This window comes from Chitinophaga sp. OAE865, from assembly GCF_040546735.1.
GTDB lineage: Bacteria > Bacteroidota > Bacteroidia > Chitinophagales > Chitinophagaceae > Chitinophaga > Chitinophaga polysaccharea_A.
In genome coordinates this window covers 196,503-211,113 of the sequence record NZ_JBEPOF010000001.1, presented here as the reverse complement: position 1 = coordinate 211,113, position 14,611 = coordinate 196,503, and the positions used below count along the sequence as shown (strand labels likewise).

Below are 14,611 nucleotides of genomic sequence, written 5' to 3'. Positions count from 1 at the left end.
ATTTAACGCTGACGAAATATGAAAAAGATATATTTAGTGATCGCTCTCTTATGTGCAGCAGCAACTTCCTGTACCAAGGATTTTATTGAACGGTCGCCGGAAGATGCGTACACTGATGGCGTATTCTATAAAACGGAGCAGCAATTCAGAGCAGCAGTGATAGCTGCCTATGCACCGCTCAGGGATGTGCTGGTGAATGATTATTTCACTTCCGAAATGCACTCCGATAACACTATTTACCAGGCTATACCAGGTAACAGGGGCACCTCTATTGTAGAGCGTGAAAACATTTCAGACTTTACGAACACTTCTACCAACGCATATGTTGCGGCAACCTGGCAACACAGTTATACCGGCATTTCCCGGTGTAATATCGTTATCGAAAGGTTGAAAAGCAGCGATCTTAAAGAGGATGTAAAGGCAAATCTCGACGGACAAGCCAAATTTTTAAGAGCGCTGAACTATTTTAAACTGGTACGTTTATATGGTGGCGTTCCTCTCTTTATAAAAGAAGTAACCACTGCAGAAGAAGCTTTTAAAGCGCGGGCCGCAGAAGAAGAAGTATATGCCCAGATCATTGCCGATGCACAGGACGCCATTGCTGAACTGCCGTCTCCTGCAAAGTTCCCGCAAACCGGCGAAGCTACAAAAGGAGCAGCTACCATATTGCTTGCTGAAGTGTATGCCCTTCAGAAGAAATGGGCAGATGCAGAAAAGCTGTTAAACAGCATGCTTACTATGGGATATGATCTCAATGCAAACTATGCAGATGCATTTATGCCATCAAATAAAAATGGTAAAGAGTCAGTTTTTGAGATCCAGTTCCTTGGTGGTACATTAACCGGGGCTACACCAAATCCGCTTCCCTTTAATTTTTTACCGAGAAGTAAAGACACTAAACTGTTAACAGGTATTTCAATCGACAATACCGGTTCCGGCGGATGGAATACGCCCAGCGATGACCTGATCAGTGATTTTGAGGCCGGCGATAAACGCCTGGATGCTTCCATTGGTATTGCAGAAGGTACTTATGATGCCAGCCGGTATTTCAGTTATTCAGCTGCAAAAAGCATTATCAACTATGTTCCTGCTACCGGCAAAATTGGTGTTCCCTACATCAAGAAATATCTGCATGCGCCGCTTGAAGCACCTACCGGCTCCGGCGACGATTTCCCTGTATATCGCTTTTCAGATGCCCTGCTCTTACTTGCAGAGGCTTTAAATGAACAGGGCAAATCTTCAGACGCACTCGCCCCTTTAAACAGGGTAAGAAGAAGAGCCGGCCTGGCTGATTACACCAATACCGATCCTGCCCAGCTGCGGGAAAAGATCTTTCATGAGCGGAGAGTTGAACTGGCATTTGAAAACCATCGCTGGACCGATCTGCTCAGAAGCGGTAAGGCGTTAACGGTGATCAATGCTTTTGGTGTAAAGATCAGGGAACAGCTTCCTTATCTTTCTTCCGATGCCTATGCAATTGATAAGCACCAGTTATTATTTCCAATACCGCAAAATGAGGTAGGGTTAAATCCGAAGATCATACAGAATCCCGGTTATTTTTAGCAGTTTTTAAATGAGTATGTTGTGATGATGAAACTACACAGAGGTCTTTATATATTGTTACTGTTGGCTGTAACCGGTCACAGCATTGCAGGTGAGCAGGTGCAAAAAGAAGAAGATGAGTTTTCAATTGTTGTTCTTCCCGATACCCAGTATTATACTGCTGAGAAGAATGGGGGGAAGAAGGAAATGTTTACTGCGCAAACGGAATGGATAGTAAAGAATGCGATAAAGGAAAACATTAAATACGTGATCCATCTCGGAGATATATCAGATGATGGTGAGAAGTTCCCCCGGCAATGGGAAAATGCTGCCGCGTCGATGTATGTATTGGAAAAGCCACAACCAGGGTATCCGCAAGGTATTCCATACGGCTTGGCGGTAGGAAATCACGACCAGACTAAAAGCCAGTATCCTGTAAGTGGTAAAACAGATCAGTACAACAAGTATTTTGGTATTGAGCATTTTAAAGATAAGAAATGGTATGGCGGCCACTATGGCGATAATAATGATAGTCACTATGATCTTTTTGAAGCCGGTGGAATTAAGTTCATCAGCATCTTTTTAGAATATGATTCCTATGGAGAAGATATTGAGGGAATGAACAAATGGGCCAGCCAGTTATTGGAGAAATACAGCGACAGGAAGGCAATACTTGTTAGTCACTCCATCATTCATTTCAATAAAAAAGCGGGTACCAATGAGAAAGGCTTTCCGAAATTTTCCAAACAGGCCCAACGTGTATTCGACCGGTTGAAAAGCTACCCTAATGTGATGCTAACCTTATCAGGACATGTGGGAGATAATGGCGAAGGATACCGGCAGGATGGGTACGCCGGCAATATTATCAGGTCATTTTTATCTGATTACCAGAGCCGGCCGGATGGTGGTCATGGCTTAATGCGTTTGATGAAATTTTCCAGATCAAAAGACCTGATCAGTGTCAGCACTTTTTCACCCTATACGGGGGAGGAAGAGAAGGATGCAGACAGCGAATTTACTCTTCCCTGGCTGCATCATACAACAGTAGCCCGCTATCATGACTACAACAATGATCAGCAAACTGATATCGCTTTCTTTACCGGGGGGGTATGGAAGATAGCAGGGCAGCAGGATGTAGCATTTGGTAAAGAGGGGGATATTCCCGCTCCGGCAGATTATAACGGTGACGGCAAAACGGAATTGGCTGTGTTCAGACCCTCAGAAGGCAGGTTTTATTTCCAGGATGGAGAAGCTATTGTACTCGGACAGCAAGGGGATATCCCGGTATGCGGCGATTATGACGGGGATGGTTTTGCAGAGGTGGCAGTGTACCGCCCGTCTAATTTAACCTGGTATTTCAATGGCATGGACAGTATCAGGTTCGGGCATAAAAATGGTATTCCTGTTCCGGCAGATTATGACGGGGATGGCTTGCTGGATGTAGGAATATTCCGCACCGATAATTCTATATGGCAAACAAGTTTGGGCAATATCCCGCTGCAGGTAAAACATGTGCCGGGCGATATTCCCGTTCCCGGTGATTATGATGGCGATGGCAGGGCCGAAATGGCCGTATTCCGCCCTTCAACCGGGGAGTGGATTATTGACAGGTTTAAAGCACCGGTAAAGCTTGGAAAGGCAGGTGATATCCCGGTTCCCGGGAATTATTTTAAAGATGGGAAAACTTATCCTGCCGTTTACAGGGATGGCAGGATCTATCTTGAAAACGGGAGCACTATAGCCGCAAACCAGGGAAAAGCAACTGAATTGGTGAAATAGTCAGGATAGTAACAGTGAAAAATAAGGCCGGGTATAATTACCCGGCCTTATTTTTTTATTCTTCATTGGCTGGCTGCTTGCCACGATGTTTTCGCAGCTGTGTCAGCAATGCGCTCATATCTTTTGGCAAAGGCGCTTCAATCGTATATTCCTTGCCGTTAGGATCCGTAAAGATCAGCATAGAGGCATGCAGGGCCAACCGGCTTAGCAGCGGCCTTTCTTCTTCTGTGTGCTTACTTAATTTGAATTTCTTCTTAATGGAAGATAACATCACAGGTTGGGCACTGCCATAAAATTCATCTACTGCAATAGGGTGACCCAGGAACTTCATATGCACCCTGATCTGGTGAGTACGGCCGGTGTGGATCTGCATTCTCACCAGGCTGTAAAGCCCGAATTCCTCCAGCACTTCGTAATCCGTAGAAGAAGGTTTTCCCTTGCGGTTAGTTACCATCTTACCTTTTTGTACAGGGTGTTCCATAATACCTTCGCTTACGTTGCCTTGTTTAGGCACCGGCTGGCCACTTACGAGGCCCAGGTAAAATTTCTTTACATCCCTGCTTTCAAAAAGCTGTGAGAAATATTTATGGGCCGCTTCGTTACGGGCAAACAGTATAATACCGCTGGTGTCGCGGTCGAGCCGGTGCACGGTATAAATTTCCCCGTAGGCTTTTTTCATAACCGCTATGAGGGAAGTAAGCTCGTTATCATGACGGTCGGGTAATGTAAGTATTCCTGAAGGCTTGTTGACCACAACAAAATCAGGCGTTTCCAGTATAATATGTTCTGTTAATCGCATTCCGTAATTCGGCGGTTATTTTTTAAAGTGTTTCAGCAGGATTACTTCTTTCTCACTGAGGAAGCGCCACTGGCCACGGTTCAGTGTTTTTTTGGTAAGCCCTGCATACATTACACGGTCCAGTTTTTCCACCGTATATTCCAGGTGCTCAAAAATGCGGCGCACAATACGGTTCTTACCACTGTGGATTTCGATGCCTACCTGCTTTTTATCTTTCGGATCCACGTAGCCTAATGCGTCTACAAAGGCTACGCCATCTTCCAGGGTTACGCCGGCAACGATCTTATCAAAATCGGTTTTGGTAAGCGGTTTATCCAGTTCTACCTGGTAGATCTTTTTGATATTGTTTTTAGGGTGCGCCAGGCGCTGTGCCAGTTCACCATCGTTGGTGAGGAGCAGTAATCCTGAAGTGTTACGGTCGAGGCGTCCTACAGGATATACCCTTTCATTTTCAGCTGCGTCCTGGATCAGGTCCATTACGGTTTTGCGGCCTTCGGGATCATCGGTGGTGGTGATGTAGCCTTTTGGCTTATTCAGGAGTATGTATACCAGGTTTTTGGTAGGAGTGATCTTTTTATCCTGCATAGTTACCACATCGGCGGCAGTTACTTTGGTGGCAGGTTCAAGCACCACTTTCCCGTTCACGGTTACTTTGCCTTCCTTGATCAGGTCTACCGCTTTCCTGCGGGAGCAAAGACCGCAATGCGCCACATATTTGTTCAAGGGCATTTCACCCGGTCCGAATATACTTTCCTTGTGTTCGTTCGTATATTCGTTATCGTTAGTGCTTCTTTCTTTTATGCTTTTTTTCCTGTCCTGTTTATCAGCGAAGCGCTCATTGGTTTTGTCAAAGAATTTTTTACGGTTAAAACCGCTGGGTGTTTCCTTGCCGCCTTTTTTCTTTTCTCCATGGAAATGAAAGGCGCTGTCGTCGCTTTTCCTGGTGGTTCCTGCGTTGTAGGTACGTTTGCGCGGAGGCCTTTCACCGTTATCTTCCTTGTCGAAGCTGCGTGTGCGTTCCGGGCGTTCGTTATCTTTTCTGAAAGCGCTGAAAGCGCGTTCGCTGTCCGGTTTATTTTTCCCGTCTTTGAAATCGTTATCGCTGTTACGTTTGTAAGGTTTTTCCTCTTTATCAAAGCGTTTACGGAAACCAGGTTTTTCGTCGCGGCCAAAGGAACGTTTATCATCGCTTCTGCCGAAAGAGCGTTTCTCTTCATTCTTTTCACCGAAGCTGCGTTTGAATGCCGGCTTATCTTCGCTGTTGCTTCGTTTGCCGCGTTGGGGTCTGTCATTTCCCAGGCTATCGGTAGCAGGGCCTTTTTTGCGGGCTGGTCTGCCATTGCTGTCGAAAGTGCGTTTGCGGAAAGAAGGTTTTTCATCGCCGGTATTTCCACTGTCAAAGCGGGGTTTACGGGAGGAGGAACTATCAGCGCCGCGATTATCTTTTGCAGATGCTCTTCCTGGCCTTTCGCCATCAGCAGAAGAGCGGTTGCGGTTGCCTGCTGGTTTGTCGCTGTTACCAAATTTGTTATCCCTTGATGGACCAAACCCTTTTTTAGCAGGTTGTTTTTTCTTCATAAATTATTATTGATTGATGATCATGCCCGGATGATCAATAGGAATATTATTATTGTATCAGCCTTTATTGGCCAGTTGCCCGCATGCAGCGTCAATATCTTTACCACGACTGCGGCGTAATCTTGCATTCACACGGTTTTTTGCAAGATACTCCATGAATTCTTCAGCAGTCTGGGCATCCGGCTTCTGGAACCTGGCCATATCGATCGGGTTGTATTCGATAATATTTACCAGGTCGGCAGGTACCTGCCTGTATATTTTAATCAGCTCATCAGCATCCTGTTTTGAGTCGTTAAAATCTTTGAAGAGGATATATTCGAAAGAGATTTCATTTTCAGTAGCCTTATAGAAGTAGTTCAATGCGTCTATCAGTTCCTTCAGACTGTTGGAGTCGTTGATAGGCATGATCTCACTGCGTTTTTTATCATTGGCTGCGTGTAAAGACAATGCCAGGTTAAAACGCACTTTATCGTCGCCCAGCTGCCGGATCATTTTGGCTACGCCGGCAGTGGAAACGGTAATGCGTTTTGGCGACATACCCAGTCCATCGGGAGAAGTGATGCGCTCAATTGCCTGCAGCACGTTCCTGTAATTAAGCAGGGGCTCGCCCATGCCCATGAATACAATGTTGCTCAGTTTTTTACCGGACGATTCCAGGGCCTGTTTATTAATAAGGGCCACTTCGTCATAAATTTCATCATAATCGAGGTTACGCTTACGGTCCATATAGCCGGTAGCACAGAACTTACAGCTCAGGCTGCAGCCCACCTGCGATGACACACAGGCAGTTTGCCGGGTGTCTGTAGGGATCAGCACGCCTTCCACCAGGTGATTATCGTGTAAGCGGAAACGGCTCTTGATGGTGCCGTCATTGCTTTGTTGCACGGCATCTATCTTAACAGCCGGAAGGGTAAAATGCTCCGTTAATTTTTGTCTTAATTCTTTGGAGAGGTTGGTCATTGCCTCAAAGCTATCGGCATGCCGTAGCCAGAGCCATTCGTATACCTGTTTTGCACGGAAAGGCTTTTCGCCTATTGATCCGAAATATTCCTGTAAAGCCGGTAAACTTAAGTGCCGGATGTTTTTATTGTCAGACTTCATTATCATTATTTGAGCCACTGGCTGCCTTACGGCAGTCGGAAAGTAACTGCAAAGATACGTAATATTGGCGTACTGACAGAATGACCTTAAAAACAAGTGCCACAGCCGTTTTCAGCTGTGGCACCCGCTTTTGTGAGTATATTCGGTCTACTTCATCCAGATGGCGGCAAAATGGGAGGAATTATCATATCCCTGCACCCTGAACAGCCTGTATCCCTGGGCGTTGAGATCGGTAAATTTAGCCTGATAGTCGGCCGGAGACATATTCATATAAGAATAATATGCCTTGTTTTTGGGCCACCAGAGCCCGCCTACATTATTCTGGCTTCCGTTTTCCTCGATATTTACATTTACGGTCATGAGCCCGGCTTTGTTCAGTTCATCAAACTTCTTCACAAAGTCGTTAGCATTCATGCCATAATACATATAAAATCCTCCGGGGTTGCTGCTGCCGAATACCCCGGCGTGATAGCGTTTCCCACCCACATAATACACTACGTGCTCGGTTACGCGCATTTTTTGTTGTTCCACGAAGGTTTTCCATTTGGCGGCATATACGTCATCGGTTGCATTGTGTACGGCGGCAAAGCTTTCATTGCCTCTTTTCTGCCAGATGGCCGTGAACAGGGGGTTACCGGCGTTATCACTGGTAACGGAGATCTGCCGGGGAATATATCCTTTTCCGTAGTACTCGTCGAAATACTGTTGGTATTGGGTACTGTTCATGTTAATTCGGCAGTACCAGGCGCCGGGTAGTCCCTGCTGAAAAGAGCCGGAAGCCAGGTACTGGTTGCCTGATTTATGTACGCTTAGTGTTTGCAGCGCCATGCCCATGCCGGTGTAGTAGCCCCAGTATTGGGTGATATATTGCACCGGTACATTATGAAAGGAAGGATAGAATGGCGCAAAGAACCTGTTAAACCCGCCATTGGCGCCTATTTCATAACATGAGCTGTTGCTGCTTTCTGAGGTGGCATACACTCCATAGGGGTCTACTTCCATCCAGTCGGCCCCGGTACCAGGACTTTTTATCCAAAGCATGAAGTGAAGGTGGTTATTGGCAGTATTGGGATTGGTGGGAGTACCATCCTGGTTAAGTCCCCATCCGGCGCCTCCAAAGCCAGTATTGCCGGCCCAGGCAATTTGCTGACCTGCAAATACATTATCTCCCGCCTTTACTTTCAGCTTTTGTGCATTGGTACCCCATAATAATTGTGAGGGGTTGGGGAGATTAGCGAATTTTTTATACTTGGTATCACGGGCGTCTTTATCATTGGGGTCTTTTACATTGATGGCTTTCGCATTGGCCACATCATGATCAAATCCACCCCGCAGATGGAAGTAACCGGTGCGGTAAGAGGTGCCATCTGCCGCTTTATGCTCTATGATCACCACATTCCCAAAGAACGGGTCCCACATCGCGGTAACCACTTTTCCGGCTGCAGAGGCATACACGCCAAAAGTAGGATCTATGCCGGGGCCGTAGGCATCGCTGGTTTTAAGGAAGTCGATCGAGCCGTGACCACTGCCGTTATCATATTTCCAGGCGCCGGCCGGATATACCTTGCTGTTGGTATACGGAAGGAAGAACGGTACTTTGGGCGACAGGCTCTGTGCAAAGGTGCGGGCATCGTTTTCATTGCTGAACACCGCTGCCGGAGAGGCGTACAGGAGATTTTTGCCGGCTACTTCGTCTTTAATGGAATAACTGCAGCAGCCGATGGTTACAGTAGGGGGCGTACAATACGCCGGGGCATTGACTTTTTTAAAAGTAATCACTTTATCCGGCAACAGCTGCAGATTATCGATATTGATTTGCCGTGTATTGTTGTCTGCCGCCATGTTCCATTTAGGAGCGGCCCGGAGGTTTCTCACGTTTACGGCGCTACGGGGAATGGCTACCTGCCGGGAAGGTTCGGGGCCTTCCATTATTTTGGCTGTGGGCTTAATGGGTCTGTACAGAAGTTCGGAAAGATTTGCTTCATTTTCTCCTGCGGGTTGCTGAGCTTTCACAATTACAGGTGTGATGCCGAGCAAACAGGTTGCCAGCCACACCAGGCTTCTAAGGTGTTTCATTTTTGGGGTTATTTTTTGATAAAATTAATGACAGCGGCAAAACTAGTTCCGCTAACCGGAGCCGGCAAGCGACAATTACTGAAAGGCGGAAATAGGGGTATATCTGGCGGTTTTTGTAAATTTTCGCGTAACCAGGATGAAAATTCCCCGTCTTAGGCCAGCCGCTATCAATAGCGGCGCCCTGGTAGTTTTATTGGTTGAGTTGGCGGGATGTGTTTTATTTGCATATAAACCAAAACAACCACATGCAAGTTGCATATATTGTAGATGCGGTGCGTACGCCCATAGGCCGCTATGGAGGCGCATTAAGTATGGTACGCCCGGATGACCTGCTGGCGCTGCTGCTCAAAGCGCTGATGGAAAGAAATCCTTCCCTTGATCCTGCTGTAATAGAAGATGTGATTGCCGGTGCTGCCAACCAGGCTGGTGAAGACAACCGGAATGTGGCGCGTATGGCGGCCTTGCTGGCGGGATTGCCGGTAACGGTGGCAGGTAATACCGTAAATCGTTTATGCGCTTCCGGTATGCAGGCAATTATGGATGCTGCACGCGCCATTATGTGCGGGGAAGGGGATGTGTACCTGGCCGGCGGCGTGGAAAGCATGACCCGGGCGCCTTTTGTGATGAGCAAGTCCGACGGGGCTTTCAGCCGTAAAACAGAGATGTATGATTCTACTATCGGCTGGCGTTTTACCAATAAAAAACTGGCAGACATGTATTATCCTTTTTCCATGGGTGAAACTGCAGAAAATGTGGCGAATCAATGGAAGATAGGGAGGGAAGAACAGGATCTTTTTGCGCTGCGGAGCCAAACCCTTTACAGGCAGGCACTGGAGGCGGGTAAATGGCAGGATGAAATTATCCCGGTACCCATCACACCTAATAAAGAGGAGCAGGTTATTTTTTCAAAAGATGAGCATCCCCGTGATACCACGCTGGAAAAGCTTTCCGGCTTACGTCCGGCTTTTGCAAAAGGCGGCTCCGTTACAGCGGGCAATTCTTCCGGTATTAATGATGGTGCGGCGGCCGTATTAATTGTATCTGAGAAAGCGCTGAAGCAGTTTAATCTTCAGCCGCTGGCGCAAATAAAAGGCATGGCGGTAGCGGGAGTGGACCCCTCCATTATGGGGATAGGCCCGGTACCAGCCTCCAGAAAAGCTTTGCAGCGTGCCGGCATAACGGTAGACCAGCTGCACCTGGCTGAGCTTAATGAAGCCTTTGCTGCACAGTCGCTCGCCTGTATGCGCGACCTGGCATTAAACCCGGATATCGTAAATGTAAACGGAGGCGCTATTGCCATTGGTCACCCGCTGGGTTGCAGCGGTGCACGCATTACCGCCACACTGCTCCACGAAATGAAACGGAGAGAAGGTGCAAGATATGGCTTAGCCACCATGTGCGTGGGCGTAGGGCAGGGCGCTGCCATGGTGTTTGAGCGGATCTGAGCAGATCGCCTTCGGCGATTACGCGGATGTTGTCTGACCCAGGATTAAACTGATTACGCTGATCTGATTACTTTGGATTTAAAAGGATTTGGGGAGATTTACGTGAACCGCTTATCTCCTCAAATCTTTTTAAATCATTGTTGTCTGGTAATCTACCGCTAAATTACCATCCGGGCAATGAGTAGCAAAACCAATCCGCCGGTTTTGCCGGTTTTTGCAAACCTATTTCCAGGATTTTATAAAGCGCTTTTACGCCTTAAACAGGGCTAAGTGCATGCACTTAGCATTGAAAGAGCATTATTAGTTCGTGTTGACAGTATGAGGAGTGTATGAGAACTATATGAGGAGTACTACACATAGACCACTCCTAAGTATCTGAGAAGTATCCGGGAAGCATCTATACTCCCATTCTTGCCTTAACGGGGCAATACCGCTTTAAAATCATTTATATCCCCAAAAAATAAAATCAGCGTAATCAGTTTAATCCTGAGTCAGACAAACTTCGCACCCCCTAAAATAGCGAGCGGTCGGACATTACATCCGGCCGCTCGTTGCTGGCAAGCAAAAAAAAGGGTTCCTCATAGACAGATTTGTTTCTCCGTCATCATTTTACGGAGATTGATCAGACCATAACGCATCCGACCCAGTGCGGTATTGATACTCACTTGCGTGAGATCTGCAATTTCTTTAAAACTTAATTCTGCATAGTGGCGCAGGATAATTACTTCCCGTTGTTCTTCCGGCAGCATATCCAGCATCCTGCGAACGCGATCGTGGCTCTGGCGGGTGATGAGCTTCTCTTCTGCACAACTGTCGCTGAAGCCCAACACATCGAAAATATCCTTATCGTCCCCTGTCCTGATCATCGGTGTCCGCTTGATCTTACGGAAATGATCTACACAAAGGTTATGCGCAATACGCATTGCCCAGGGTAAAAACTTTCCCTTTTCAGTATAACGTTCAGCCCTGATGGTATCAATAATTTTAATGAAGGTGTCCTGGAAAATATCTTCCGCGAGGAAGGAATCCTTAACCAGTAACAGAATAGAAGTGAACACCTTATCTTTATGACGGTGAACCAACTCTTCTAATGCGGAAGAATGCCCCTTTTTAAAGAGGGTAATCAACTGCTCATCGCACAATTTGTACATTACTTGCATAAACTTCTACAACTAGGCGGGTTAGTAAATAAATACAGATTTTACAGCCAGTTCGGTTGTTTTAATTAAGTAGAGTTTAGGCGATATTGAACAGTTTTAGTTAAAGATGATTTTCGGAAAATCCAGCGAGATAGATCTGGTCCTATGCAAATATAAAAGATTAGTTCAATAAAACAAATAATAAAAAATAGCTTTCCGCGCATAGGTATTAGCTTTTAGCGTATCCTGTACATCTGTAAAAAGTGACCCGCGGAGCTAACATCTTTTCCCTTAAATTTGTTCTGTCATGGCAACAAAAGTAAAGAAACAAACAAGAATTGATCCTCAGGAAGTTAGCCCACAGGACCAGATTTTCATAAAAGGAGCCAGGGTACATAATCTTAAGAATGTAAGCGTCTCCATTCCCCGCAGCAAGCTGGTAGTTGTTACCGGTGTGTCCGGTTCGGGTAAATCCTCCCTTACCATGGATACCCTGTATGCGGAAGGGCAGCGCAGGTACGCTGAAAGCTTAAGCTCTTATGCCCGGCAGTTCCTTATGCGGATGAACAAACCCGATGTGGATTACATCAAGGGGATTTGTCCCGCTATTGCAATTGAGCAGAAAGTGATCACCCGCACGCCCCGGTCTACCGTGGGATCGATGACGGAGATCTACGACTATCTGCGGTTATTGTATGGAAGAATAGGCAAAACCTATTCCCCCATCTCCGGAAAACTGGTAAAAAAGCACGAAGTAAGCGATGTGGTGGATTACATCATAAACTTGAAAAATGGCACTAAAGTGTTACTGCTCGCGCCTTTCCGCAGGCATGCGAAAAGAGATGTGAAGGAAGAGCTGAACATCCTGGTACAGAAAGGTTTTTCCCGTTTATACGTTCCCGGTAGCGAGGGCACCGGCTTGTTACGTATAGAGGAGCTGCTGGAGCAGAAGAAAATAGCTGTTCCCGATAACGCATGGGTGCTCATAGACCGCCTGGTAGCAAAGGATTTTGAGGAAGATGATAAACATCGTATAGCCGATAGTGTACAAACCGCGTTTTACGAAAGTGAAGGCGATTGCTATGTGGAAACCGATGGTAAGGACATTCAGCATTTCGCCAACCGTTTCGAGCTGGATGGGATCCAGTTTGAAGAGCCGGTCCCCAACCTGTTCTCATTCAATAACCCATACGGCGCATGCCCTACCTGTGAAGGTTTCGGGCAGGTGCTGGGAATTGATGCCGACCTGGTGATCCCCGATAAACGGTTAAGCGTTTTTGAAGGTGCGGTGGCTCCATGGCGGGGAGAAAAAATGGGCGAATACAAAGAAGCGCTCATTAAAACTGCCCGTAAATTTGGCTTCCCCGTTCATAAACCTATCGCGGAGCTTACCGATGAACAGGTAAAACTGCTCTGGACAGGCAACGAGCACTTCTACGGGCTGAACGAATTTTTTAAAATGGTGGAGCAAAACCTGTACAAGGTGCAATACCGTGTATTACAGGCCCGCTACCGCGGACGTACCGTATGCCCTGATTGTGGAGGCGGACGTTTGCGCAAGGAAGCGCTCTATATAAAAGTTGGCGGACGCAATATCGCGGAGCTGGTAGATATGCCGGTATCAGACCTGAAACAATGGTTTGATGGCCTGCAGCTGAATGAGTTTGAACAACAGATCGGGAAACGTATCCTCATTGAGATCAACCACCGGATCAAAACATTGCTGGATGTGGGATTAGGATACCTTACCCTGAACCGTGTGGCCAATACCCTCAGTGGTGGCGAAAGCCAGCGTATTCAGCTCACCCGCACCCTGGGAAGTAACCTCACCAATTCCATGTACATTCTTGATGAGCCAAGTATTGGTTTGCATGCACGGGATACCCACCGTTTGATTTCGGTGTTGAAAGAACTGCGCGATCTTGGCAATACGGTAGTAGTAGTGGAACATGATGAGCAGATGATGGAAGAAGCCGATTATATCATCGATATGGGGCCACTGGCCAGCCACCTGGGAGGAGAAGTGATTTTTGAAGGTACCTATCCGCAGATCTTAAAAGACAGTAAAAGTCTTACGGGAAAATACCTCAGCGGCCAGTACACCATTGACCCGCCGGCCAAAATCCGTAAATGGAAAAAAGCTATTACTGTTGAAGGCGCCCGTCAGCATAACCTGAAAGATATTACCGTTGATTTTCCGTTGCAGGTACTAACTGTGATCAGTGGCGTGAGCGGATCCGGTAAAACCACATTGGTAAAGCAAATCCTGTATCCGGCACTGATGAAACTGAAAGGTGAATTTGCTGAAAGGGTAGGGAATCACAAAGCACTCAAAGGCGCGCTGGACGACATTACACAGGTGGAGATGATTGACCAGAACCCCATCGGTAAATCGTCGCGCTCCAACCCGGTTACCTATATCAAGGCTTACGACGAGATCCGGGATCTTTATGCCCGGCAACAACTGAGTAAGATGCGCGGTTTCCAGCCAAAGCATTTTTCCTTTAATGTTGATGGCGGCCGCTGCGATGCATGTAAAGGGGAAGGGGAAGTGATCGTGGAAATGCAGTTCCTGGCCGATGTGCATCTTACCTGCGAAAGCTGCGGAGGCAAACGCTTTAAAGACGAAGTACTGGAAGTGACCTATAAAGGGAAAAATATTTATGAAGTACTGGAAATGGGCGTAGATGAAGCACTGGACTTTTTTAAAGATGAAAAAGATGTGTGCAACAAGATACGGCCGTTGAGCAGTGTGGGATTAGGCTATGTGAAACTGGGCCAAAGCAGCGATACGCTGAGTGGTGGTGAGGCACAGCGGGTAAAGCTGGCTTCCTTCCTGGGCAAGGGTAAAGCACAGGGACATATCCTGTTTATTTTTGATGAGCCCACAACAGGCCTGCATTTTCATGATATCAGGAAGTTGCTGGATTCATTTAATGCCCTTATCGACCAGGGGCATACAGTGCTGGTGATTGAACATAACCTGGATGTGATCAGGAGTGCCGACTGGGTAATTGATCTTGGTCCTGAAGGCGGCGCCGGTGGCGGTAACCTGCTGTATGCCGGGGTGCCGGAGGGGTTAAAAAAAGTCAAAGAAAGTTATACCGGGAAATTCCTTAAATAAGTAATAGAACTTAAAAGCCATTGCCTGT

The 14,611-nt window shown here is 46.9% G+C and carries 9 protein-coding genes; 4 read left to right on the top strand and 5 right to left on the bottom strand.

Going from position 1 to position 14,611, the window contains the following annotated elements; translation table 11 throughout:
- The first annotated feature begins 18 nt into the window (after positions 1-18).
- Together ABIE50_RS00830 and ABIE50_RS00825 are read left to right on the top strand one after the other, a co-directional pair.
- Positions 19-1,563 (top strand): RagB/SusD family nutrient uptake outer membrane protein, encoded by a 1,545-nt coding sequence (locus ABIE50_RS00830; protein WP_209856854.1) that lies wholly within the window; start codon positions 19-21, stop codon positions 1,561-1,563.
- A gap of 24 nt (positions 1,564-1,587) precedes the next feature.
- The gene (locus ABIE50_RS00825) at positions 1,588-3,321 is read left to right on the top strand and encodes a metallophosphoesterase (RefSeq protein WP_209856856.1); all 1,734 of its coding nucleotides are present in this window, start codon (positions 1,588-1,590) and stop codon (positions 3,319-3,321) included.
- A 55-nt stretch (positions 3,322-3,376) separates the two neighbouring features.
- On the opposite strand, the gene ABIE50_RS00820 is transcribed toward ABIE50_RS00825, so the two are convergent.
- The 4 genes from ABIE50_RS00820 to ABIE50_RS00805 form a co-directional block, all read right to left on the bottom strand.
- Complete coding sequence (locus ABIE50_RS00820) at positions 3,377-4,120, bottom strand: RluA family pseudouridine synthase (protein ID WP_209856858.1); 744 nt, start codon at positions 4,118-4,120, stop codon at positions 3,377-3,379.
- 15 nt (positions 4,121-4,135) lie between these two features.
- The gene (locus tag ABIE50_RS00815) at positions 4,136-5,698 is read right to left on the bottom strand and encodes a pseudouridine synthase (RefSeq protein ID WP_209856860.1); all 1,563 of its coding nucleotides are present in this window, start codon (positions 5,696-5,698) and stop codon (positions 4,136-4,138) included.
- Positions 5,699-5,755: 57 nt separating this feature from the next.
- On the bottom strand, positions 5,756-6,799 hold the full coding sequence (gene rlmN / locus ABIE50_RS00810; RefSeq protein WP_142685621.1) for a dual-specificity RNA methyltransferase RlmN: 1,044 nt from the start codon (positions 6,797-6,799) through the stop codon (positions 5,756-5,758).
- Between the two features lie 147 nt (positions 6,800-6,946).
- Complete coding sequence (locus ABIE50_RS00805; protein WP_209856862.1) at positions 6,947-8,875, bottom strand: hypothetical protein; 1,929 nt, start codon at positions 8,873-8,875, stop codon at positions 6,947-6,949.
- Positions 8,876-9,120: 245 nt separating this feature from the next.
- On the opposite strand from ABIE50_RS00805, the gene ABIE50_RS00800 reads away from it, so the two are divergent.
- Positions 9,121-10,320, top strand: coding sequence for a thiolase family protein (locus tag ABIE50_RS00800; RefSeq protein ID WP_209856864.1), 1,200 nt, complete (start codon positions 9,121-9,123; stop codon positions 10,318-10,320).
- Positions 10,321-10,898: 578 nt separating this feature from the next.
- Here ABIE50_RS00800 and ABIE50_RS00795 read toward each other — a convergent pair.
- Positions 10,899-11,480, bottom strand: coding sequence for an RNA polymerase sigma factor (locus tag ABIE50_RS00795; RefSeq protein ID WP_235015960.1), 582 nt, complete (start codon positions 11,478-11,480; stop codon positions 10,899-10,901).
- A 286-nt stretch (positions 11,481-11,766) separates the two neighbouring features.
- On the opposite strand from ABIE50_RS00795, the gene uvrA reads away from it, so the two are divergent.
- Positions 11,767-14,583 carry an excinuclease ABC subunit UvrA gene (gene uvrA / locus ABIE50_RS00790; RefSeq protein WP_209856866.1) on the top strand — a complete coding sequence of 939 codons (2,817 nt, stop codon included), beginning with the start codon at positions 11,767-11,769 and terminating at the stop codon, positions 14,581-14,583.
- Positions 14,584-14,611 lie beyond the last annotated feature (28 nt).